Source organism: Rathayibacter sp. RFBD1 (genome assembly GCF_002932915.1).
Classification (GTDB): Bacteria; Actinomycetota; Actinomycetes; order Actinomycetales; family Microbacteriaceae; genus Rathayibacter.
The window spans coordinates 244,701-265,949 of record NZ_PSWQ01000020.1 but is presented as its reverse complement, the minus strand read 5'-3'; the positions used below and the strand labels follow the sequence as shown (position 1 = coordinate 265,949).

Sequence of the window (21,249 nt, the reverse complement as noted above, 5' to 3'; positions counted from 1 at the left end):
GATGGGGGGATGCCAGCAGGAACCTTCACCGTCGCCGAGTCCGTCGAGCTGGCCGTCGTCGAGCGATCCGGGTTCGTCGAGTCGCGCCACGCCGGCTCCGCCGTCCTCCTCGACTCCGAGGGCCGCGTCGCCCGCAGCCTCGGCACCCCGACGGCTCCCGTCCTCCCCCGCTCCTGCCTCAAGCCGTTTCAGGCCCTCGCGGTGATGACCGCCGGAGTCGAGCTGAACGGCGCGGAGGCGGTCATCGCCACCGCGAGCCACGCCGGCATCCCCCAGCACGTGGCGCTGGTGCAGAACCTGCTCTTCCGCGCCGGCCTGGACCACACCGCCCTGCAGTGCCCGGCCGACTGGCCCGGCGACTCCGGCACCCGCGCTCAGCTGCTGCGGGCGGGCGCCACTCCGGACCCGCTCTACATGAACTGCTCGGGCAAGCACGCGGCGATGCTGCTGGCCTGCGTGCAGAACGGCTGGAGCACCGAGGACTACCTCGAGCGGACGCACCCGCTGCAGCAGCACATCGTCGACACGATCGAGCGCCTCACCGGCGAGCGCGTCGTGGCCTCGGGGATCGACGGCTGCGGAGCTCCCGTGCACGCCCTTCCTCTGACCGCGCTGGCGAAGGGCGTCTCGCGGATCGTGTCCTCCTCCCCCGCCTCACCGTTCGGCCTCTACCGCCAGGCCGGCGTCCTCACCGCTGCGATCCTCGAGAACGCGTGGGCGATCGACGGCCCGGGCCGGGACAACACCGTCGTGATCGAGCGCCTGGGCCTGGTCGCCAAGCTCGGCGCCGAGGGCGTGCTCGTGATGGCCTCGCCCGACGGCACCACCGTCGCCCTGAAGATCCTCGACGGGAGCCTGCGCGCCGCGACGGTGGTCGCGCTGAAGCTCCTGGTCGAGGCGGACGCGGTGGACCGGACCGCGGCGAACGACGTGCTGGTGCGGCTGAACCCGGTCGTGTCGGGCGGCGGGCGCCCGGTCGGCGCGATCCGCGCCTCCTACGTCTGACCGCACCTCCCGGCACGCTCTGAGCTACTGCTCGCGCGCGAGGCGCTTCGCCCGGGCCGCCGCGGAGACCTGCGTGATCACCACCACGAGGATCGCCAGGACGAACACCGCCGACGCGATGACGTTCGCCTCCGCCGGGATGCCGCGCGCCGCCGCGATGTAGATGTACTTCGGGAACGTGGTGACCGATCCGGAGTTGAAGTTCGTGATGATGAAGTCGTCGAAGCTCAGCGCGAACGAGAGCAGCGCCGCGGCGAGGATGCCGGGCAGCAGCAGCGGGAAGGTGATCCGCCAGAAGACCTGGTTCGGCGACGCGTAGAGGTCGCGTCCCGCCTCCTCCAGCTTCGGGTCCAGGCTCGCCACCCGCGCCTTCACGGTGACCACGACGAAGCTGATGCAGAACATCGTGTGCGCCAGCACGATCGTGACCAGCCCCTTCTCGGCGCCCACGCTGAGGAACTGCGCGGCGAGGCCGGCTCCGAGCACCACCTCCGGAGTCGCCATGGGGAGGAACAGCAGCAGGCTGATCGCCGACCGGAACCGGAAGCGGAACCGCACGAGCGCGATGGCGATCATGGTGCCGAGCGCGGTGGCCAGCACAGTGGCGATCACACCGACCAGCAGGCTGTTCCCGAAGGCGGTCATCACCTCCTCGCTGGTCCAGGCCGACACCCACTTGTCGAGGGTGAAACCGCGCCAGGCGAGGTTGCTCTTCCCCGAGTCGTTGAAGGAGAAGACGAAGGTGTACCCGATCGGGATGAGCAGGAAGAGCAGCGCCAGAGCCGTGTAGACGCCGAGCCCGAGGCCGCGGAAGCGGCGGCGGCCCCGGACCGGGGCGGGGGGCGGCGCGCCGAGCGCCTCCTGGGCGCTCGCGGGCGGACGGTCGGCCGTCGCGGTCACAGGAGGTCCTCCGTTCCACTGCGCTTCACGTAGAAGCCGACGATGACCAGGATCACGGCCATCAGCACGATCGAGAGCGCGGCGGCCGCCGGGTAGTTCTCGAGCGTGAGGAAGTTCGCCTCGATCGCGTTGCCCACCATCGAGGTCTGCGACGAGCCGAGGAAGTCCCGGCTCGCGTTGATGTAGTCGCCAGCCGCGGGGATGAACGTCAGCAGCGTGCCCGAGACGATGCCCGGCATCGACAGGGGGACGGTCACGCTCCAGAACACGGAGGCGGGGTGCGCGTAGAGATCCGACCCTGCCTCCAGGAAGCGCACGTCGAGGCGCTCGAGCGTCGTGTACAGCGGCAGCGTCATGAACGGGATGAAGTTGTAGGTGATGCCGAAGATCACGGCGATCGGCGTCCCCGTGAGGTGGCCGTCGCTCGGCAGGACCGCCACGGCCTTGAGCGCCTGCACGAGCGGGCTCTCGTCCGCGAGGATCTGCTTCCACGCCAGCGTCCGGAGCAGGAAGCTGATGAAGAAGGGCGCGATCACCAGCGTGAGGAGCAGGTTCTGCAGCAGCGGCCAGGGCCGCGCCTTCACTCCGATGAAGTAGGCCAGCGGGTAGCTGATCACCAGCGCGAGCACCGTCGCGATCAGCGCGTAGCCGAAGGAGCGGAGCACGTGCGGCCAGTAGTCGCCCATCACCACGAGGTAGTTCTGCCAGGCGAAGCCGGGGGCGTACTCGCCGATGTCCCCGTCCGGCACCTCGGCCTGGAAGGACGTGAGCACGAGCGAGATGAGCGGCGCCAGGAAGAACAGCAGCATGTAGGCGATGCCCGGCAGCAGCAGGACCAGCGCGATCGTCGACCGCCGGCGGACCGGAGCGTCCTGAGGATCCGCCTGCCCCGTGGCGAAGGCGGCGAAGGCCATGCTTACGCTCCCCCGCTGCGACCGGCCAGGAGCCCCCGGCGCTGCACGGCGATGGCGCTGGTGGAGTCGTCCGCCTCGAAGCGCGGGACCGAGCCCGGTTCGTCCGCGAGTCCGAAGCCGTGCTCGGTGCTGAAGCCGACCCACACCTCCGCTCCCTCGCCGACGACCGGCCCGAAGACCATGTTCTGCGCGAAGACGACCACCGGGCCCAGGCCCGGCATCCGGATCGTGTACTGGGTGCTGACCCCGCTGAAGGAGACGTCGACCACGCGGCCGGGCCCGAGCACGTTCCGGCCGGAGTCCGGCGGCGGCTCCTGCGTCAGCAGCAGGAGCTTCTCGGGGCGGACGCCGACGGTGATCTCCCCGCTCGTGCGGGCGCAGCGGGCGACGGGCACGACGATCCGGTGCCCGCCCGCGTCGACGGTGAGTGCGCGGTCGGTGCTGCCGACCACCTCACCCGTGAAGAGGTTGGACTGGCCGAGGAAGTTCGCGACGAACGCGGTGCGCGGGAGCTCGTAGAGCTCCTCCGGCGCGCCCATCTGCTCGATCCTGCCCTTGTTCATCACCGCGACGGTGTCGGCCATCGTCATGGCCTCCTCCTGGTCGTGCGTGACGTGGAGGAAGGTGAGGCCAACCTCCTCCTGGATCGACTTGAGCTCCAGCTGCATCTGCCGGCGGAGCTTGAGGTCGAGGGCGCCGAGCGGCTCGTCGAGCAGGAGCAGGGCGGGCCGGTTGACGAGGGCGCGTGCGAGGGCGACCCGCTGCTGCTGACCACCGGAGAGCTGCGCGGGGCGGCGCTGGGCGAGGTGGTCGAGCTCGACCAGGCGGAGCGCCTCGTGCGCCTTGCCGACGGGGTCGGCGATCCTCCGCCGCTTCAGGCCGAAGGCGACGTTCTCGAGGATCGACATGTGCGGGAACAGCGCGTACGACTGGAACACGGTGTTGACGGGCCGCTGGTACGTCTTCGTCTCGGTGACGTCCCGCCCGCCGATGAGGATCCGGCCGGCGGAGGGCTCCTCGAGCCCGGCGACCAGGCGCAGCGTCGTCGTCTTGCCGCAGCCCGAGGGGCCCAGCAGGGCGAAGAAGGAGCCCGCCGGGATGGTGAGGTCCAGGGAGTCGATGGCCGTGAAGCCCGGGTACTGCTTGCTGATCCCGACCAGCTGGAGGTCGGCGCCGCTCTCGGCGAAGGTCCCGATCGCCATCAGATGCCCAGGAGCACCTTCTGGAACTCGGCCTGGTACTCCTTCTCCTCCGCGGCGGTCAGGGTCCGGAACACGTGCGCCTGCGCGAGCGTGTCCTCGTCGGGGAAGATCAGCTGGTTCTCGGCCAGCTCCGGATCGATGCTCTCCATGACGTCCTTCGCTCCATCCACGGGGGTGATGTAGTTGACCCAGGCGGCCACCTCGGCGGCGACCTCGGGCTCGTAGTAGTAGTTCATCAGGGCCTCGGCGTTGGCCTTGCGCTCGGAGCCCATCGGGACCACGAAGGTGTCGTTCCAGAGCGCGCCGCCCGAGTCGGGGAAGGCGAACTCCCACTTGTCGCCGGCCTCGGCGTTGATCAGGGTGATGTCGCCGGACCAGCAGATCGCCGCGAGGGTGTCCTCGTTCTGCAGGTCGTTGAGGTACGCGTTCCCCTTGATGTTGCGGATCTGTCCGGCGTCGACCTGCTCGCGGAAGACGTCGATCGCGTTCATGTACTCGTCGTCGCCCCAGGAACCGGCGATGTCCGTCCCCTGAGCGAGCATGATGAGCCCGATCGTGTCGCGCATCTCGCTCAGCACGCCGACGCGGCCGCGGAGCGACGGATCCCACAGCTCCTCGATGCTCGAGAGCCCGTTCGGCAGCTTCTCCCTGTTCCAGCAGATGCCCGAGAACCCCGCCTGGTACGGGAGGGAGAGCCGGCGGCCCGGATCGAAGTCGGGGTTCGCCAGCGAGGGCGTGAGGTTGGCGATGTTCGGGATGTTCGCGTGGTCGAGCTCCTGCACGTAGCCGCGGCGGACCAGGCGCGAGACCATCCACTCCGTCAGGCAGACCGTGTCGGCGCCGATGTACTGCCCGAGCGCGAGCTGGTCCTTCACCTTGCCGTAGTAGGAGTTGTTGTCGTCGACGGCGACGTTGTAGGTCACCGCGATGCCCGTCTGCTCCTCGAAGCCCTGGAGCGTGGGGTGGTTCCCGTCGTCGTCCTCGTCCATGTAGGCGGGCCAGTTGTCCCACACCAGGCGCGGGTCGCCGGCCGATCCGTCGGCGGCGGCGGTCGGAGCGGCACGGGTCTGCGGGGCGCAGGCGGCCAGGGCGAGGGCACCCGCTCCGAGGCCGATCCCGCCGAGGACCGCCCGACGCGAGAGGACCGCCCGGCGCTCGCGCTCGTGCGAGCGTGCCGCGGCGACGGCCCGGCGGAGGACGGGATCCCTCGGGAGGGGACGGGTCATGGCGGGGGCTCCTGACTGCGTCGGGGCTCGTGCCTCGGGGGCCGAACGTGGGGAAATACTGGCACAGCGCTCATCCGCCTGTCACGGCGAACGGAGGAGAACGCTCATCCGGAAACATGATCGTCACGAATTCCGCACCCGGAGGCCGTGTCGACCGCCGATTCGGTCCCCGGAGGCCGTGCCGTCAGCGGGTGAGGGGCGGGCGTCCCGAGCCGCTGGCGGACCCGTCGACGCGCTCGACCGCCATCTCGACCGAGGAGAGCAGGATCCGGCTGCCGAGCTTCGCGCGGTAGCGGCGGCCGGCCTCGAGCGGGAGCGGCGCCTGGGTCGGCGCGACCAGCACGGACCCGTTGGCCGACCAGCGGTCCCTGACCCAGAGCCCGCCCTCGTCGAAGCCGAACTCGAGGTGGGTCTTGGAGAGGGATCGAGACGGATCCGGGATCGCGAGGATGTGCCGGAACGTCTCGTTGGGGTCCGGGAGCGGCTGGCGTCCGATCAGGCCGTTGCCGGTCACGATCGCGTGCTGCCCGGTCGCGAAGCTGAGGCGCACGAGCCCCTGCGAGGGCGGCGCCATCGGAGCGCCGGGGGCGGGACGCCGGTGCCGGCCGGGGGCCAGGCCCGGCAGCCAGGCACGGCGGGACGGGTCGAGGACCGTCGTGTCGCCGGAGGACGAGGGGCGGGACGCACCCGTCGTGGCATGCGCCGCCACCGACGAACCGCACTCGCCGCAGAGGATCGCCCCGGGAGCGAGGTTGGAGCCACACGTGCTGCAGATCACCGAGAACGCCCTTCCGCTCACCATCGTACCCAGCGCCGGCGCGGGGAGCCCCGAGCCGGCCGAACCCGACGCGAACCGGCAGGCGCAGGACCGTCGTGCGGCCGTTCGGCGCGTGCGGGCGGTCCGGCGGCACCACGACCGCGGCCGCCCCGTGCCGGGGCGCTGCTCGTCAGACCGGTGCGCCGGCCTCCTCGTCGCCGGTGACCGCGAGGACGTCGACGACGATCACGGTGACGTTGTCGCGCCCGCCGTTGTCCAGCGCGGCGTCGACCAGGGCGTCGGCCGCCTCCTGAGCGGAGCCGGTGCCGCTGAGCAGGTGGCCGACGCCGGCATCGGTCAGCTCCTTCGTGAGTCCGTCCGAGCAGATCAGCAGACGCGATCCGGCGAGGACGGGCACGAGCCGGTAGTCGGGGACGGGCGCTTCGTGGAAGCCGACCGCGCGGGTGATCACGTTGCTGTGCGGATGCACGTCGGCCTCGTCGCGGGAGATCAGGCCCGCGTCGACCAGCTCCTGGACGATGGAGTGGTCCACGGTGAGCTGCACGAGGGTCCCGGCGACGCTCAGGTACACGCGCGAGTCGCCGATGTTGAAGACGGACCAGTAGGGCTCTCCCCCGACTACCGTGAGCGCGATCCCGGTGACCGTGGTCCCGGTGCCGACGTCGGCCGTGTGCGACTGCCGGGCGATGTCCCCGACCGCCTCCCGAAGCGCCCGGTCGATCTCCTCCGCTCCGACGGTCGCGCCGAGCGCCGCGGTGGACAGGCGCGACACGACCGCGTCGCTGGCGACCTCTCCTGCCGCGTGCCCGCCCATCCCGTCGGCGACAGCGAAGAGCGGACTCTTGGCGAGGTAGCTGTCCTCGTTCGCGCTGCGCACGTGGCCGGTCTCGGTGCGCGCGGCCCAGCCGAGGGTGACTTCGGCCGAGGGTGCGTCGGAGCTCCAGGCGGAGACGGGGACGGTGACGGACGCGCGGCTGCGGCCGATCTGCGTCATCGCTGCTCCTCGCATCCCCGTGGCCCGCGGCCGTCCGGTCCGACGGCCCGTGACCGCCGGCGCCAGGGGTGCCCGGCCGCCTCCCGATGGTAGTCGCTGACGGCCCTCCGCCGAGCCGGCCGCCATCGCTGTCGCCCGATGTCCGTCGCGCAGACGGGTCGACGCTCCGACCACCGGATCCGATGCCGGATCGAGCTCCGACGTGCGGATCCACTTGCCCGGGCACCCGTGGACTGCCAGAATCGCCGCATGGCCCCGTCTCGCCCGCCCTCTCAGCGTCCTGTCCAGCTCGACGAGGTGTCGAAGGCGATCATCGAGCAGCTGCAGGCCGACGGTCGGCGCTCGTACGCCGAGATCGGCAAGGCCGTGGGCCTGAGCGAGGCGGCCGTCCGGCAGCGGGTGCAGAAGCTCACCGAGTCGGGCGTCATGCAGATCGTCGCGGTGACGGATCCGATGCAGCTCGGCTTCTACCGCCAGGCGATGATCGGTGTGCGCGTCACCGGCGACACCCGCGACGTCGCGGACCGGCTCGCCTCCATCCCCGCCGTCGACTACGTCGTGCTGACGGCCGGCTCCTTCGACATCCTCGCCGAGGTCGTGTGCGAGAACGACGACGATCTGATCGCCCTGCTCAACCAGGAGATCCGGTCGCTTCCCGGCGTGCTCTCGACCGAGACCTTCGTCTATCTGAAGCTCCACAAGCAGTTCTACAACTGGGGAACGCGGTAAAAGATGACCACCGAGACAGCCTTCTCGACCTCCGGCCTCGAGTCGGGCGATCCCGTCCGCGGGACCGACGCGCCTGGGGGGATCGACGACGCCTCCCTGCAGAAGAAGGCGAAGGACCACCTGTGGATGCACTTCACCCGTCAGTCGACGATGGACTCCGGCGCGGGCGTGCCGATCATCACGCGCGGCGAGGGACACCACATCTGGGACAGCACCGGGCGCAAGTACTTCGACGGCCTGTCCGGCCTCTTCGTCGTCAATGCGGGACACGGGCGGCGCCGACTGGCGGAGGCCGCGGCGAAGCAGGCGTCCGAGCTCTCCTTCTTCCCGCTCTGGTCCTACGCGACCCCCTCGGCGATCGAGCTGGCCGACCGGCTCGCCGACCACGCGCCGGGCGACCTCAACCGGGTCTTCTTCTCGACCGGCGGCGGCGAGGCTGTGGAGACGGCTTTCAAGCTCGCCAAGCACTACTGGAAGCTGCAGGGCAAGCCGGGCAAGCACAAGGTCGTCTCGCGCTCGGTCGCGTATCACGGCACTCCCCAGGGAGCGCTCGCGATCACGGGCATCCCCGGGATGAAGTCGATGTTCGAGCCGCTGGTGCCGGGCGGCTTCCGCGTCCCCAACACCAACTTCTACCGGGCTCCCGAGCACGGCGACGACCTGGAGGCGTTCGGCCTGTGGGCGGCGAACCGCATCGAGGAGATGATCGAGTTCGAGGGGCCGGACACGGTGGCCGCCGTGTTCCTGGAGCCCGTGCAGAACTCGGGCGGCTGCTTCCCGCCCCCTCCCGGGTACTTCCAGAGGGTCCGCGAGATCTGCGACAAGCACGACGTGCTGCTGGTGTCCGATGAGGTGATCTGCGCGTTCGGCCGCATCGGGCACATGTTCGCCTGCGACGAGTACGGCTACGTGCCGGACATGATCACCTGCGCTAAGGGGATGACCAGCGGCTACTCCCCCATCGGCGCGACGATCGTCAGCGATCGGATCTACGAGCCCTTCCGCCACGGTCAGGTCGTCTTCCCGCACGGCTACACCTTCGGCGGCCACCCCATCTCGGCCGCGGTCGCGCTCGAGAACCTCGACATCTTCGAGGAGGAGGGCCTGAACGAGCGCGTGCGCGAGAACTCGCCCGTCTTCCGGTCCACGCTCGAGAAGCTGCTCGACCTGCCGATCGTCGGCGACGTCCGGGGCGACGGCTACTTCTTCGGCATCGAGCTGGTGAAGGACAAGGCGACGAAGGAGACGTTCGACGAGGACGAGTCGGAGCGGCTGCTGCGCGGATTCCTCTCGAAGGGGCTCTTCGACGCGGGGCTGTACTGCCGGGCGGACGACCGAGGCGATCCCGTCGTCCAGCTCGCGCCGCCGCTCACCATCGGCCCGCGCGAGTTCGACGAGATCGAGCAGATCCTCCGGAGCGTGCTCACCGAGGCCTGGTCGCGGCTCTAGCGCCCTCACGCGGCGCGCTCCCGCCGATCGGCGGCGAGTGCGGCCGCGACTCGGCGCGCACCTGCGTGGTGCGGATCGAGAGCGACGGCCTCGTCGGCGAGCCGTCCGGCCTCGTCGGCACGGCCCTCACCGGCCAGGATCCGGGCGAGGAGGACGAGCACTCCGGCTCGCTCACTCGGGGGTGCGACGACGGCGGCACGGCGGAGCAGCGGGGCGAGCGCTCCCGCCGCGCCGGGGTCACCGCTCCGCGCCGACCGCAGCACGCGGTCCGCACCGCGGCTGCGCTGCACGGCCACGACGAGCGCAGCCAGGCCCGCCGGCCGGACCTCGGGATCGGGACCGGCGAGAGCTCGCCGGACGAGGTCGTCGACACCGCGCAACAGCACGTCGGGCAGTTCGGCCCGCGGGTGGCGGTCGAGGAGACGGTCGACCGAGGCGGCCACCGCTCGCGGGTCGTCCCGGTCGCCGGCCTCGAGCCCGTCGTCGCGGCCGGACGACGGGAGCACGGCGACGCGGAGGGCGAGGCCGGGGAGCCGGCGCGCACGCTCCTCGAGGGCGACGACGAGTCCCTCGCACGACTCCGGACCCGCCTCGCCGGGATGCACCAGCGCGAGTGCTCGCTGCACCCGCCCGAACCGGCCGAGCGCACCGAGGCTGGCCCGCGCGATCAGGGACGGATCCGCCCCTGACAGCTCGAAGCGGAGCGAGCCGCTCGGCGCGCCGGCCCGGAACGGGACGAGCACGAGGCTCGCCTCGGCCGCACCCCGCCGGGACCCGTGAGCGGCGTGGAACAGGGCGGCGTCGTCGGGTGAGGCCGGGACACGCGAGGCGGGAGCGGGGTGGAGGAAGATCGCTGAGGAGGTCATGCTGCGATCCTGCCGACCCTCGCACCCGCCAGGAGCGACGGCCCTCGGGATCATCGGAAGGATCTCGAGATCGCCGCCTGTGGAGGGAGAGGTCCCATCGACACCGAATCGCCGGCGCACGGATGGCGCCCTCCGGCCCCCAGGAATTCCTCCACAGGGACCGATCGGCCGAGTTCTGCACCGGTGTCCGATTCCCGCCGGTCGGTGGGGAGTCCCGCGGATACTCTCGACGCATGAGAACGACTCCCCTTCACGTCCGACGGACGACGAGCCCCCTCGGCCGCATCGAGGTCGGCAGCGACGGCGATGCGATCGTCTCGCTCGCCATCGAGCAGGCCGGTCTGCTCCCGCACGAGCACCTCCCGGAGTCGGACCTCCCGGTGCTCCTGCGGGCCGTCGAGCAGCTGGACGAGTACTTCGACGGGACCCGCCGCTCTTTCGATCTGCCGGTCGCTCTGCGCGGCACGCCCTTCCAGCTCGAGATCTGGCAGCGGCTCCAGGCTCTGGGCTTCGGGGAGATCACCTCCTACGGCGCACTGGGCACGGCCGCCGGTCGCCCCCGGGCGGGCCGGCCGATCGGCGGAGCGGTAGGTGCGAACCCGGTGCCGATCATCGTGGGCTGCCACCGCGTCCTCGCGAGCGACGGACGGATCACCGGCTTCAGCGCGGGCGAGGGCGTCGCCACGAAAGCCTGGCTTCTCGATCACGAGGGGATCCCCCACCGATGAGCACGGCCGACGGACTCGTCGAGGGAGAGGACGGCCTGGTCCGCTGCGCCTGGAGCGGCGCGGATCCGGAGTACCGCCGCTACCACGACGAGGAATGGGGCACCCCGCTGCACGGAGATCGCCCGCTGTTCGAGAAGATCTCCCTCGAGGCGTTCCAGTCCGGCCTCTCCTGGATCACGATCCTCCGCAAGCGGCCGAGGTTCCGCGAGGCCTTCGACGGCTTCGATCCGGCCCGGGTCGCCCGGTACGACGACACCGATGTCGAGCGGCTGATGGAGGACAGCGGCATCATCCGGAACCGCGCGAAGATCATAGCCACCCGGGACAACGCCCGGGCCGTGCTCGCGCTCCTCGAGCAGAGAGGCGAGGGCGCGCTCGACGAGCTCGTGTGGTCCTTCCACGATCCGGACGTCGAGGACCGGGTGGTCCGAGCCGCCGACGTCCCTGCGACGACGCCCGGGTCGACGGCGCTCGCGCGAGCGCTGAAGGCCGCGGGGCTCCGCTTCGTCGGACCGACCACCGCGTACGCGCTGATGCAGTCGGCCGGAGTCGTCGACGATCACCTCACCGGCTGCTGGCGCCGACGCTGACGCCTACGACTCCGGCACGACGAGGTCGAGCTCTCCCGTGTGCCGGTTCTCGGCGAGCAGGAACCCGCGCCCGGCCGCCCACGCCGAGAGCTCGCCGAGCGACTCCGTCGCCACCCGGTCCTCCGCCAGCGCCCTGACGAAGCGCCCCTTGCCCTGCTTGTTGAAGTGGTTCAGCGACCGGAGGGCGCCGTCGGCCCCGCGCGAGCGGACGCGGACGAAGAACCGCCCCTCGCCCGCAGGAACCGGTCCGAGCGCCGCGTACGCCTCGCTCCGCAGATCGAGGACGAGCCCGTCGAGCGCGCTCAGCACCCGCCCGGCCTCCGCCGCCCACCAGCGCTTGAGCGGCCTCCCCGGCACACGGGAGTCGTGGGACAGACGGTATGCAGGGATCAGGTCGAGGGCGCGGATCGGCCCCCAGAGCGCGGACTGCACGATCGCCGTCCGAGCGAGCACCTCCCGTGCACCGGAATCGAGGCTGCGCGCGTCGAGCGCATCGAAGAGCACCCCGTCGAAGCGGTCGACCGCGGGGAGGCCTGCCGCGGTCGCGAGCGCCGCGTTGCGATCGATCTCGCCGAGCTGACGCGGACCGAGCTTCAGCGCCCGGGCCGAGAGCTCGCGGTCCCCGGCCAGCGCGATCAGCGCCTCCGCCAGCTCGCGCCGCTTCGCGTGGAGCTCGGGGAAGGCGAGCGACTCGAGCACGAACGGCTCGTCGCCGCCGTCGCGCTTCGTCTCGGACGGTGGCAGCAGGACGTGCACAGGACTCCTTCGGAGAAGAGGGACGGGCGGCACGACGAAGGGGCCGGACGATCGCGATGATCGTCCGGCCCCTCCGTGCCGCGGTGAACGGCGGTGTACTAGACCAGCGATGCCTGACGGGCGACCACGGTCACCACGTCGTTCTCGACGGACAGGAAGCCGTCGTCGGCCTGCGCGGTGAGACGCGTGCCGTCCAGGGCCGTCACGCGCACCTCGCCGGTGGCGAGGATCGCGAGCATCGGCTCGTGGCCGGCGAGGATGCCGATCTCGCCCTCGACCGTGCGAGCCGTGAGCTGCTTCGCCTCTCCGGACCACACCTCGGCGTTCGCGGACACGACGCTGACCTTCAGGGTCCCGGCCATGATCAGCCGTTCTCCTTCTGGATCTGGGTCCACTTCTCCTCGACGTCCGAGATCGAGCCGACGTTGAAGAACGCCTGCTCGGCCACGTGGTCGAACTCGCCCTTGGTGATCGCGTCGAACGACTCGATCGTGTCCTTCAGCGGGACGGTCGAGCCCTCGACACCGGTGAACTTCTTCGCCATGTAGGTGTTCTGCGAGAGGAACTGCTGGATCCGGCGCGCACGCGACACCGTGATCTTGTCCTCCTCCGACAGCTCGTCGACACCGAGGATCGCGATAATCTCCTGCAGCTCCTTGTTCTTCTGCAGGATCTGCTTCACGTTCGTCGCCACACGGTAGTGGTCGGCGCCCAGGTAGCGGGGGTCGAGGATGCGCGAGGTGGACGTGAGCGGGTCGACTGCCGGGTAGAGGCCCTTCGAAGCGATCTCACGGGAGAGCTCGGTGGTCGCGTCGAGGTGGGCGAAGGTGGTCGCCGGCGCCGGGTCCGTGTAGTCGTCGGCGGGGACGTAGATCGCCTGCAGCGAGGTGATCGAGTGTCCGCGCGTCGAGGTGATGCGCTCCTGGAGCACGCCCATCTCGTCGGCGAGGTTCGGCTGGTAGCCCACCGCGGAGGGCATGCGGCCCAGGAGGGTCGACACCTCCGAGCCGGCCTGCGTGAAGCGGAAGATGTTGTCGATGAAGAGCAGCACGTCCTGCTTCTGCACATCGCGGAAGTACTCCGCCATGGTCAGTGCCGACAGGGCGACGCGCAGACGCGTTCCCGGCGGCTCGTCCATCTGGCCGAAGACGAGCGCGGTCTTGTCGAAGACGCCCGCCTCCTCCATCTCGGCGATGAGGTCGTTGCCCTCACGGGTGCGCTCGCCGACGCCGGCGAACACCGACACTCCACCGTGGTCCTGCGCGACGCGCTGGATCATCTCCTGGATGAGGACGGTCTTGCCGACGCCCGCGCCGCCGAACAGGCCGATCTTGCCGCCCTGCACGTACGGAGTGAGCAGGTCGATGACCTTGATGCCGGTCTCGAACAGCTCGGTCTTGGACTCGAGCTGGTCGAACTGCGGGGGCTTGCGGTGGATGGGCCAGCGCTCGGTGATCTCGAACGACTCGCCGTTGATCTTCCCGTCGGCGTCGGCGTTGAGCACCTCGCCGATCACGTTGAAGACCTTGCCCTTGGTCACGTCGCCGACCGGGACCGAGATCGGCAGGCCGGTGTCGTGGACCTCCTGGCCGCGGACGAGTCCGTCGGTGGGGTTCAGGGAGATGGCCCGGACGAGGTCGTCGCCCAGGTGCTGCGCGACCTCGAAGGTCAGCTTGCTCGAGACGCCCTCGACCTCGACGTGCGTGTAGAGCGCGTTGTAGACCTCGGGGATCGCGTCGTGGGGGAACTCGATGTCAACGACGGGGCCGGTGACGCGGGCGATGCGGCCGATGGCCCCGCCCGACGTCCCGGTCGCCGCCTCAGGTGCGGTCAGTGTCATTGCTACTTCCTTCTGTGGTCTCACCGCTCCCGGAGGGCGGAGTCGAAACTGTGTGGAGCGGAGCCCTCTTACTTGGAGGAGGACAGGGCGTCGGCGCCGCCGACGATCTCGGCGATCTGCTGCGTGATCTCGGTCTGGCGGGCGTTGTTGGCGAGACGCGTGTAGGTCTTGATCAGCGTGTCCGCGTTGTCGCTCGCCGACTTCATGGCCTTCTGGCGTGCCGCGTGCTCCGAGGCCGCCGACTGCAGCATCGCGTTGAAGATGCGGCTCTCGACGTACACGGGCAGGAGGCGGTCGAGGACCGTCTCGGGGTCGGGCTCGAACTCGTAGAGCGGGTACAGCTCGCTGTTCTGCTCCTCAGCGCCCTCGACGACCTCGAGCGGCAGCAGCCGGACGACGGTCGGCTGCTGGGTGACCATGCTGACGAAGCGGTTGTAGACGAGGTGGATCTCGTCCACGCCGCCCTCCTCGTCATCGAGGTTGTACGACTCGACGACCGCGTCCGCGATCTCCTTCGCCGTCTCGAACACGGGCTGGTCGGTGCCGCCCGTCCAGACGCGGACGCTGGCCCGCTTCCGGAACGAGAAGTACGCGTTCGCCTTGCGGCCGACCAGGTAGAAGACGACCTCCTTGCCCTCGCTGCGCAGCAGCGCGGCCAGCTCCTCGGCCTCCTTGAGCACGCTCGAGGAGAACGCGCCGGCGAGGCCGCGGTCGGAGGTGAAGATCACGATCGCGGCCGTGTCCAGCTTCTCGCGCTCGGTCGTGAGCGGGTGCTCCACGTTCGAGTAGGTCGCGACAGCGGACACGGCGCGCGTGATCGCGTTCGAGTACGGCGCCGCGGCAGCGACGCGGTTCTGCGCCTTCTGGATGCGCGAGGCCGAGATCAGCTCCATGGCCCGAGTGATCTTCTTGGTCGTCTGGGCCGAGCGGATCTTCGACCGGTAGACCCGGAGTTGCGCTCCCATGTGTCTCCTGTTGTCCTAAAAGTGGCGAATCGTCGGGGTGCCGCTGGTCAGCGACGGCCCTTGACGATCTTCTCCTGGCCGACCTCGTCGGCCGCGATGGCCTGGTGCTCCTCGCGCCCGACCGAGGCGAGCGGCTTGCCCTCACCGGTCTGGAACTCCAGCTTGAAGCCGTCGACGGCACGGTTGAGCTCGGCGACGGTGTCGTCGGAGAGCACGTTGGTGTCGCGGAGGGTGTTCAGCACCTGGGTGTTGCGGCCCAGGTAGTCCAGGAGCTCGCGCTCGAAGCGCAGCACGTCGGGGACCGGGACCTCGTCGAGCTTGCCGTTCGTTCCGGCCCAGATCGAGACGACCTGCTCCTCGACGGGGTACGGCGAGTACTGCGGCTGCTTGAGCAGCTCGGTGAGGCGGGCGCCGCGGGCGAGCTGACGGCGCGAGGCGGCGTCGAGGTCGGAGGCGAACATCGCGAAGGCCTCGAGCGAGCGGTACTGCGCCAGCTCGAGCTTCAGCGTGCCGGAGACCTTCTTGATCGACTTGACCTGCGCGTCGCCGCCGACCCGCGAGACCGAGATGCCCACGTCGACCGCGGGACGCTGGTTGGCGTTGAAGAGGTCGGACTGGAGGAAGATCTGGCCGTCGGTGATCGAGATCACGTTGGTAGGGATGTAGGCCGAGACGTCGTTCGCCTTGGTCTCGATGATCGGGAGACCGGTCATCGAGCCGGCGCCGAGCTCGTCGGACAGCTTCGCGCAGCGCTCCAGCAGACGGGAGTGCAGGTAGAAGACGTCACCCGGGTACGCCTCGCGTCCCGGCGGGCGGCGCAGGAGGAGCGACACGGCGCGGTAGGCCTCGGCCTGCTTCGACAGGTCGTCGAAGATGATCAGGACGTGCTTGCCGCCGTACATCCAGTGCTGGCCGATGGCCGAGCCGGTGTAGGGGGCGAGGTACTTGAAGCCGGCGGGGTCGGAGGCCGGGGACGCGACGATGGTCGTGTACTCCATCGCTCCGGCGTCCTCGAGCGCGCCCTTCACCGAGGCGATGGTCGAGCCCTTCTGGCCGATGGCGACGTAGATGCAGCGGACCTGCTTGTTCGTGTCGCCCGACTCCCAGTTGGCCTTCTGGTTGATGATCGTGTCGATCGCGATGGCCGTCTTGCCGGTCTGGCGGTCCCCGATGATGAGCTGGCGCTGGCCGCGGCCGACCGGGATCATCGCGTCGATGGCCTTGATGCCGGTCTGCAGCGGCTCGTGGACCGACTTGCGCGACATGACGCCGGGAGCCTGGAGCTCGAGGGCGCGGCGGCCCTCGGAGGCGATCTCGCCGAGTCCGTCGATCGGGTTGCCGAGCGGGTCGACGACGCGGCCGAGGTAGCCGTCGCCGACGGGGACCGAGAGGACCTCGCCGGTGCGGGTGACCTCCATGCCCTCCTCGATGCCGGAGAACTCGCCGAGGACGACGACGCCGATCTCGTTCTCGTCGAGGTTCTGGGCCAGGCCCAGGACACCGTTGGAGAAGCGGATGAGCTCGTTGGCCATGACGCCGGGGAGGCCCTCGACGTGGGCGATGCCGTCGGCGGCGTCGATGACGTAGCCGACCTCGGTGGTGGAGGCCTTGCCCGGCTCGTACGACGAGACGAAGTCCTTCAGCGCGTCGCGGATCTCATCCGGGCTGATGGTGATATCTGCCATGGGAATTCCTATTCGTTGGGTCCGTGCGAGCCGAAGAGGTCGTCGGGGCCTGACCTGGATGGTGCGGGGGTCGAGGGCAGTGCCCTCTGAGGATACGTGCGCCCGTCAGGACGCGAGCTGGAGCTTCAGGTCGGACAGCCGTGCGGAGACGGTTCCGTCGATGACCTCGTCGCCGACGTGCAGGCGCATCCCGCCCAGGAGGGAGGGATCGACCACGACGTTGACGGAGACCGGTCGGCTGTACTGGCGCGTGAGCGCCGAGCGGAGCCGGTCGAGCTGCTCGGGGGCGATCGGTGCGGCGACCGAGACCGTGGCGAGGATGAACCCGCCCTGGTCGGCGACCACGCCTGCTGCGAAGCGGACGAGCTCCGGGATGCGGCGACCGCGCGGGTGCGCGATCAGCTGCCGGAGGATCGCCAGCGTCTCGGCCGCGGCCTTGCCCTCGAGGAGGCGCTGCACGAGCGCGACCTTCGAGTCGGCGGCGGCGAGCTTGCTGCCGAGCGCGAGCTCGAGCTGGGCGTCGGAGGCGACGACCTCGCCGAAGGAGTGGAGCTCCTTCTCGAGGTTGACGCCCTCCGGAGCGGACGACGCGATCGCGCGGACCCCGACCTCCTCGACCCCGGCGACCATGTCGCTCGGGCTCGACCAGCGGTGGCCGACGATCACGGTGAGCAGGCGCTTGGCCGGCTCGCCGAAGGGACCGAACACGCGGGCGACGAGAGCCTGCTTGCTGCTCGAGTCGGCGCTCGGGTCGGCGAGGGCCGCGCGCAGCTGCGCCTGGCCGTCGATGACCCGTGCGGCCTCGAAGAGCTGCTGGGCCGTGTCGAGGGACGCCTGACCGGCGAGGGCGGAGAGCTCCGCCTTCGCCGATGCGAGTGCCTGCCTGGACGCGCTGCCCATCAGTTGTTCGCCTTCTCCGAGGCCTCGAGATCGGCGAGGAAGCGGTCCACGATCGCGGACGCCTTCGCGTCGTCGTTGAGGCTCTCGCCGATCACGCCGGAGGCGAGGTCGATGGCGAGGGTTCCGACTTCGGAGCGGAGCGAGACCACGGCGGCCTGACGGTCCGCCTCGATCTGGGCGTGCGCGTTGTGGAGGATGCGCTCGGCCTCGACCTGCGCCTGCTCCTTCTTCGCCGCCACGATCGCGTTGCCGTCGGCGTTCGCCTTCTCACGGATCACTCCGGCCTCGGCGCGGGCCTCGGCCAGCTGGGCGGTGTACTTCTCGAGGGCGGCCTCGGCCTGTCGCTGGGCCTCGTCGGCCTTCGCGATGTTCCCCTCGATCGCGGCGGAGCGCGCGTCGAGCATCTTCTGCAGGCGCGGCAGGACCAGCCTCCAGAAGAAGAACAGCAGGATGAGGAAGATCACCCCCGACCAGAAGAAGTCGTAGAACTCCGGGATCAGAATGACCGCGGGGACGTCACCTTCTTCCGCAGCGATGTTCACAGCGGTGCTGAACACGACTACGCCGCGAAGATGAAGTAGGTGGCGAGGCCGATGAGCGCGAGCACCTCGGTGAACGCGATGCCGAGGAACATCGTGGTCTGGAGGCGGCCGGCCATCTCGGGCTGGCGCGCCATGGCCTCGACGGTCTTGCCCGCGACGATGCCGACACCGATGCCGGGGCCGATCGCTGCGAGGCCGTAACCGACCGTCGCGATGTTGCCGGTGAGTTCGGCGAGAACGGTGACTGAGTCCACGAGTGGGTCCTTTCAGTGGGGTGATCGTGAGAACGGGCGGGAGCCCGTGAGTAGTGGGGTCAGTGCTCCTCGGCGACGGCCAACTGGATGTAGACCGCAGCGAGGAGGGTGAAGATGTAGGCCTGCAGCACGGCGACGAGGAGCTCGAAGAGCGTGAACGCACCGCCGAAGGCGAAGGTCACGACGCCGAAGAGCTTGAAGCCCGGGTCGATCTGGGAGCTGAAGAGGAAGAACTGCGTGGCCGAGAAGCACAGCACCAGCAGGAGGTGGCCGACGATCATGTTCATCACGAGCCGCAGTGCGAGCGAGAGCGGACGGATGATGAACGTCTGCAGCAGCTCGATCGGCGTGAGGATGAAGTAGATCAGGAACGGCGCTCCGGGCGGGAACAGGGCGTTCTTGAAGAAGCCCATCCCCCGGTCCTTGATGCCCGCGTAGATGAACGTCACGTAGGCGACCAGGCCGAGGAAGAGCGGCATGCCCACCACGGAGGTGCCCGCGATGTTCAGGAACGGGACGATGCCGGTCAGGTTCATCGAGATGATCGCGAAGAAGATCGTCACGAGGATCGGGAGGAACCGGCGCGCGTCCTTCTCGCCGAGGATGTCCTTGGCGATGGTGACGCGGACGAAGTCGAACGCGAGCTCGACGACGTTCTGGAAGCGGCCGGGGACGAGGCGCAGCTTGCGCGTCCCGAGCCAGAAGAACAGCATCAGTGCGATGACCGCGATGAAGCGGACCAGCATGACGCGGTTGATCTCGAAAGGGGTTCCCTCGAAGAGGAAACCGGGCGGGAAGAACTCGGAGATCGACGGGGTGTGGAAGTCACTCTCACCGGTCGAGGACGAGACCAACAGGGTCACAGCGTTAGCAAACAGCGCTAGCTCCTGGAATTCGGGGCGTGGCACGTTGCAGCCGACCGAATCGAATCATTCGGACGCAACGCTCTCGCGACGACGAAAGGTGGGGTTTTCCGCTCGGACGGCGATCGTGCTCGACGACCGCCATCAACGATGAGACGATCTGAGGACACGTTCGCCTGCGGGATTCGTCCCTACTGTAGCAACAGAACGGCCTGAGAGCCGAATCGTGGTCCTCTCAGGAACCGTTCGGCTCGTCCTCATCGAGCGATGTCGCTGACGTTCGGCATGCGCGAGCGCGAGACGACGAGGACGTCGATCACCAGGGACCCCAGGACGGCGACGATGATCGTGACGAACATCGCGATGCTGTTCAGCCACGGCTGATCGCGCAGGACCAGGGCGGCGATCACGAACAGCACGAACTTGGCGAGCCACGTGCCGAGGACGACGGCGAAGAACCCGCCGATGTCGAGGCGGTTGGCGACGAGGATGCTCGCGGCGGTGAGGAGCACCATCACGCCGCCGACGATCGCGCCGAGGAGGGCTCCGATCGCGCCCTCTCCCCCGGCGGCGATCCCGCCGACGACGGTGCCGAGAACGGCCAGGGCGAGCACGAAGAGGCCGCCCACGACCAGCGCGCGGCGCAGGACGGGGACGGACGCGGGCTGCGGACGGGGGGTGGCCGGGGAGGCTCCGGTCATGATGCTTCCTTCCGCGCCGTGGTCGGCGCTGTCGTGTCCCGGTCGATCGGGAGTCCGGCCGGCGGACGGAGCAGCTCCGTCGAGGACGCGCGGTCGAGGGGGTCGAGGACGGGTGAGGCCTCCGCGGACTGCGCCGCCGCCTCGAGCCGCTTGCGGCGGCTGAGCGGGGCGAGCGTGACGACGGTGCAGACCAGCAGACCGACTCCGAGGAAGACGAGCGGGACCCACAGCACGTCGACCACGAACATCAGCAGGCAGCTGACGGCGACGACGGCGGTCCACGCGTAGAAGATCAGCACGGCGTGCAGGTGGGAGTGCCCCATGTCGAGCAGGCGGTGGTGCAGGTGCTTCCGGTCGGCGCTGAACGGCGACTTTCCCGCGCGCAGGCGCCTGATCACGGCGAGGCCGAAGTCCATCAGCGGCACCACGAGGATCGCGAACGGCAGGATGATCGGGATGAACGCGGGCAGGAGCTCCTTCGCAGCGAGCTGGGCCGGGTCGATCTGGCCGGTGACCGCGATCGCGGAGGTGGCCATCAGCATCCCGATCAGCAGTGCGCCGCTGTCGCCCATGAACATCCGCGCCGGACGCCAGTTGATGGGGAGGAATCCGGCGCAGGCGCCGACGAGCAGGACCGCGATGAGCGAGGCCAGGTTGAAGTAGTCGGTGGGCGAGGTCTGCTGCACCAGCAGGTAGCTGTAGAGGAAGAAGACCCCGTTGGCGATCAGGGCGACGCCCGCCACGAGGCCGTCGAGGCCGTCGATGAAGTTGAGAGCGTTGGTGACCAGGACTATCGCGAGCACGGTGATGATCAGCGACATCCACGGCGAGCCGACGGTCAGGCCGCCGATCGGCAGGGAGACGATCTGCACGCCCTTCCAGGCGATCAGGCCGGCGGCGATCAGCTGACCGGCCAGCTTCGTGGTCCAGTCCAGGTCCCAGATGTCGTCGGCGACGCCGATGAGGACGATGAGCAGGCTCGCGCCGAGGATCGCGAGGATCGGCTCGGGATTGGCGAACACCAGCCGGAAGTAGGGCAGCTGGGAGGCGATGCCGAAGCCGACGAGGATCCCGAGGAACATCGCGATGCCGCCCAGGCGGGGGGTCGGCCGCGTGTGCATGTCCCTGACGCGGATCTTCGGGTAGAGCCGGTACTTCAGGCTCAGCTTCCAGATGACCCACGACAGCGCTCCGGTCACGAGCGCGACCGCGAGCGAGACGAGGGCGAAGGTGATCACCGGTTACTCACCCGGAGCGGAGTCGGTGCGGGCGGCGCCGGTGCCGGTGTTGGGCGTCGGCGCGTTCGTGCTCGACGAGCCAGGGTCCGTCGCATCGGCGGAATCGACGGGCGCAGAATCGCCG

Annotated in this window: 23 protein-coding genes; 5 read left to right on the top strand and 18 right to left on the bottom strand. The window is 69.7% G+C overall.

Annotation, left to right across the window (positions count from 1 at the left end):
* The first annotated feature begins 9 nt into the window (after positions 1–9).
* Positions 10–1,005: an asparaginase gene (locus C5D50_RS10375; RefSeq protein ID WP_104283437.1), complete on the top strand. Its 996-nt coding sequence runs from the start codon at positions 10–12 to the stop codon at positions 1,003–1,005.
* Between the two features lie 24 nt (positions 1,006–1,029).
* Here C5D50_RS10375 and C5D50_RS10370 read toward each other — a convergent pair whose 3' ends face one another.
* The 6 genes from C5D50_RS10370 to C5D50_RS10345 all read right to left on the bottom strand — a co-directional run bounded on the left by C5D50_RS10370 (position 1,030) and on the right by C5D50_RS10345 (position 7,019).
* Complete coding sequence (locus C5D50_RS10370) at positions 1,030–1,785, bottom strand: ABC transporter permease (RefSeq protein WP_258060352.1); 756 nt, start codon at positions 1,783–1,785, stop codon at positions 1,030–1,032.
* A gap of 116 nt (positions 1,786–1,901) precedes the next feature.
* Positions 1,902–2,819, bottom strand: coding sequence for an ABC transporter permease (locus C5D50_RS10365; RefSeq protein WP_104223037.1), 918 nt, complete (start codon positions 2,817–2,819; stop codon positions 1,902–1,904).
* A 2-nt stretch (positions 2,820–2,821) separates the two neighbouring features.
* The gene (locus tag C5D50_RS10360) at positions 2,822–4,021 is read right to left on the bottom strand and encodes an ABC transporter ATP-binding protein (protein ID WP_104262501.1); all 1,200 of its coding nucleotides are present in this window, start codon (positions 4,019–4,021) and stop codon (positions 2,822–2,824) included.
* Complete coding sequence (locus C5D50_RS10355; protein ID WP_104283435.1) at positions 4,021–5,247, bottom strand: PotD/PotF family extracellular solute-binding protein; 1,227 nt, start codon at positions 5,245–5,247, stop codon at positions 4,021–4,023. Before C5D50_RS10355 ends, C5D50_RS10360 begins: the two co-directional genes overlap by 1 nt.
* A gap of 184 nt (positions 5,248–5,431) precedes the next feature.
* Positions 5,432–5,956 carry a hypothetical protein gene (locus C5D50_RS10350; RefSeq protein ID WP_104283434.1) on the bottom strand — a complete coding sequence of 175 codons (525 nt, stop codon included), beginning with the start codon at positions 5,954–5,956 and terminating at the stop codon, positions 5,432–5,434.
* A gap of 238 nt (positions 5,957–6,194) precedes the next feature.
* Positions 6,195–7,019, bottom strand: coding sequence for a PP2C family serine/threonine-protein phosphatase (locus C5D50_RS10345; RefSeq protein ID WP_104225583.1), 825 nt, complete (start codon positions 7,017–7,019; stop codon positions 6,195–6,197).
* A 249-nt stretch (positions 7,020–7,268) separates the two neighbouring features.
* On the opposite strand from C5D50_RS10345, the gene C5D50_RS10340 reads away from it, so the two are divergent.
* Positions 7,269–7,748: an Lrp/AsnC family transcriptional regulator gene (locus C5D50_RS10340; RefSeq protein ID WP_104223032.1), complete on the top strand. Its 480-nt coding sequence runs from the start codon at positions 7,269–7,271 to the stop codon at positions 7,746–7,748.
* Positions 7,749–7,751: 3 nt separating this feature from the next.
* Complete coding sequence (locus C5D50_RS10335; protein ID WP_104283433.1) at positions 7,752–9,197, top strand: aspartate aminotransferase family protein; 1,446 nt, start codon at positions 7,752–7,754, stop codon at positions 9,195–9,197.
* A 5-nt stretch (positions 9,198–9,202) separates the two neighbouring features.
* Here the strand turns inward: C5D50_RS10335 and C5D50_RS10330 are convergent, their stop codons facing one another.
* Positions 9,203–10,063, bottom strand: a complete 861-nt coding sequence (locus C5D50_RS10330) for a hypothetical protein (protein WP_104283432.1) — start codon at positions 10,061–10,063, stop codon at positions 9,203–9,205.
* A 233-nt stretch (positions 10,064–10,296) separates the two neighbouring features.
* Here C5D50_RS10330 and C5D50_RS10325 point away from each other — a divergent pair, with 233 nt between their 5' ends.
* Positions 10,297–10,791: a methylated-DNA--[protein]-cysteine S-methyltransferase gene (locus C5D50_RS10325; RefSeq protein ID WP_104223029.1), complete on the top strand. Its 495-nt coding sequence runs from the start codon at positions 10,297–10,299 to the stop codon at positions 10,789–10,791.
* The gene (locus tag C5D50_RS10320; protein ID WP_104260210.1) at positions 10,788–11,381 is read left to right on the top strand and encodes a DNA-3-methyladenine glycosylase I; all 594 of its coding nucleotides are present in this window, start codon (positions 10,788–10,790) and stop codon (positions 11,379–11,381) included. Before C5D50_RS10325 ends, C5D50_RS10320 begins: the two co-directional genes overlap by 4 nt.
* Positions 11,382–11,384: 3 nt before the next feature.
* On the opposite strand, the gene C5D50_RS10315 is transcribed toward C5D50_RS10320, so the two are convergent.
* The 11 genes from C5D50_RS10315 to C5D50_RS10265 form a co-directional block, all read right to left on the bottom strand.
* Positions 11,385–12,137, bottom strand: coding sequence for a YaaA family protein (locus tag C5D50_RS10315; protein ID WP_104283431.1), 753 nt, complete (start codon positions 12,135–12,137; stop codon positions 11,385–11,387).
* Between the two features lie 98 nt (positions 12,138–12,235).
* Positions 12,236–12,499 carry a F0F1 ATP synthase subunit epsilon gene (locus tag C5D50_RS10310; protein ID WP_104223026.1) on the bottom strand — a complete coding sequence of 88 codons (264 nt, stop codon included), beginning with the start codon at positions 12,497–12,499 and terminating at the stop codon, positions 12,236–12,238.
* Between the two features lie 2 nt (positions 12,500–12,501).
* A complete protein-coding gene (gene atpD, locus C5D50_RS10305) occupies positions 12,502–13,977 on the bottom strand; it encodes a F0F1 ATP synthase subunit beta (RefSeq protein WP_104223025.1) in 1,476 nt (491 codons plus the stop codon).
* 68 nt (positions 13,978–14,045) lie between these two features.
* A complete protein-coding gene (locus C5D50_RS10300; protein WP_104223024.1) occupies positions 14,046–14,942 on the bottom strand; it encodes a F0F1 ATP synthase subunit gamma in 897 nt (298 codons plus the stop codon).
* A 47-nt stretch (positions 14,943–14,989) separates the two neighbouring features.
* Positions 14,990–16,627, bottom strand: coding sequence for a F0F1 ATP synthase subunit alpha (atpA, locus tag C5D50_RS10295; protein WP_104223023.1), 1,638 nt, complete (start codon positions 16,625–16,627; stop codon positions 14,990–14,992).
* Between the two features lie 105 nt (positions 16,628–16,732).
* Positions 16,733–17,527 carry a F0F1 ATP synthase subunit delta gene (locus tag C5D50_RS10290; RefSeq protein WP_104232703.1) on the bottom strand — a complete coding sequence of 265 codons (795 nt, stop codon included), beginning with the start codon at positions 17,525–17,527 and terminating at the stop codon, positions 16,733–16,735.
* Positions 17,527–18,084, bottom strand: a complete 558-nt coding sequence (locus C5D50_RS10285; RefSeq protein ID WP_244229449.1) for a F0F1 ATP synthase subunit B — start codon at positions 18,082–18,084, stop codon at positions 17,527–17,529. Before C5D50_RS10285 ends, C5D50_RS10290 begins: the two co-directional genes overlap by 1 nt.
* A gap of 2 nt (positions 18,085–18,086) precedes the next feature.
* Positions 18,087–18,323, bottom strand: a complete 237-nt coding sequence (locus C5D50_RS10280) for an ATP synthase F0 subunit C (RefSeq protein WP_055794702.1) — start codon at positions 18,321–18,323, stop codon at positions 18,087–18,089.
* Positions 18,324–18,382: 59 nt separating this feature from the next.
* Entirely contained in the window at positions 18,383–19,186 is an 804-nt protein-coding gene (atpB, locus tag C5D50_RS10275) for a F0F1 ATP synthase subunit A (protein WP_068254016.1), read from the bottom strand.
* A 257-nt stretch (positions 19,187–19,443) separates the two neighbouring features.
* Positions 19,444–19,887: a hypothetical protein gene (locus C5D50_RS10270; RefSeq protein ID WP_104255053.1), complete on the bottom strand. Its 444-nt coding sequence runs from the start codon at positions 19,885–19,887 to the stop codon at positions 19,444–19,446.
* Positions 19,884–21,125 carry an MraY family glycosyltransferase gene (locus tag C5D50_RS10265; protein ID WP_181065442.1) on the bottom strand — a complete coding sequence of 414 codons (1,242 nt, stop codon included), beginning with the start codon at positions 21,123–21,125 and terminating at the stop codon, positions 19,884–19,886. The genes C5D50_RS10270 and C5D50_RS10265 overlap by 4 nt, the downstream gene beginning before the upstream one ends.
* Positions 21,126–21,249: the final 124 nt, after the last annotated feature.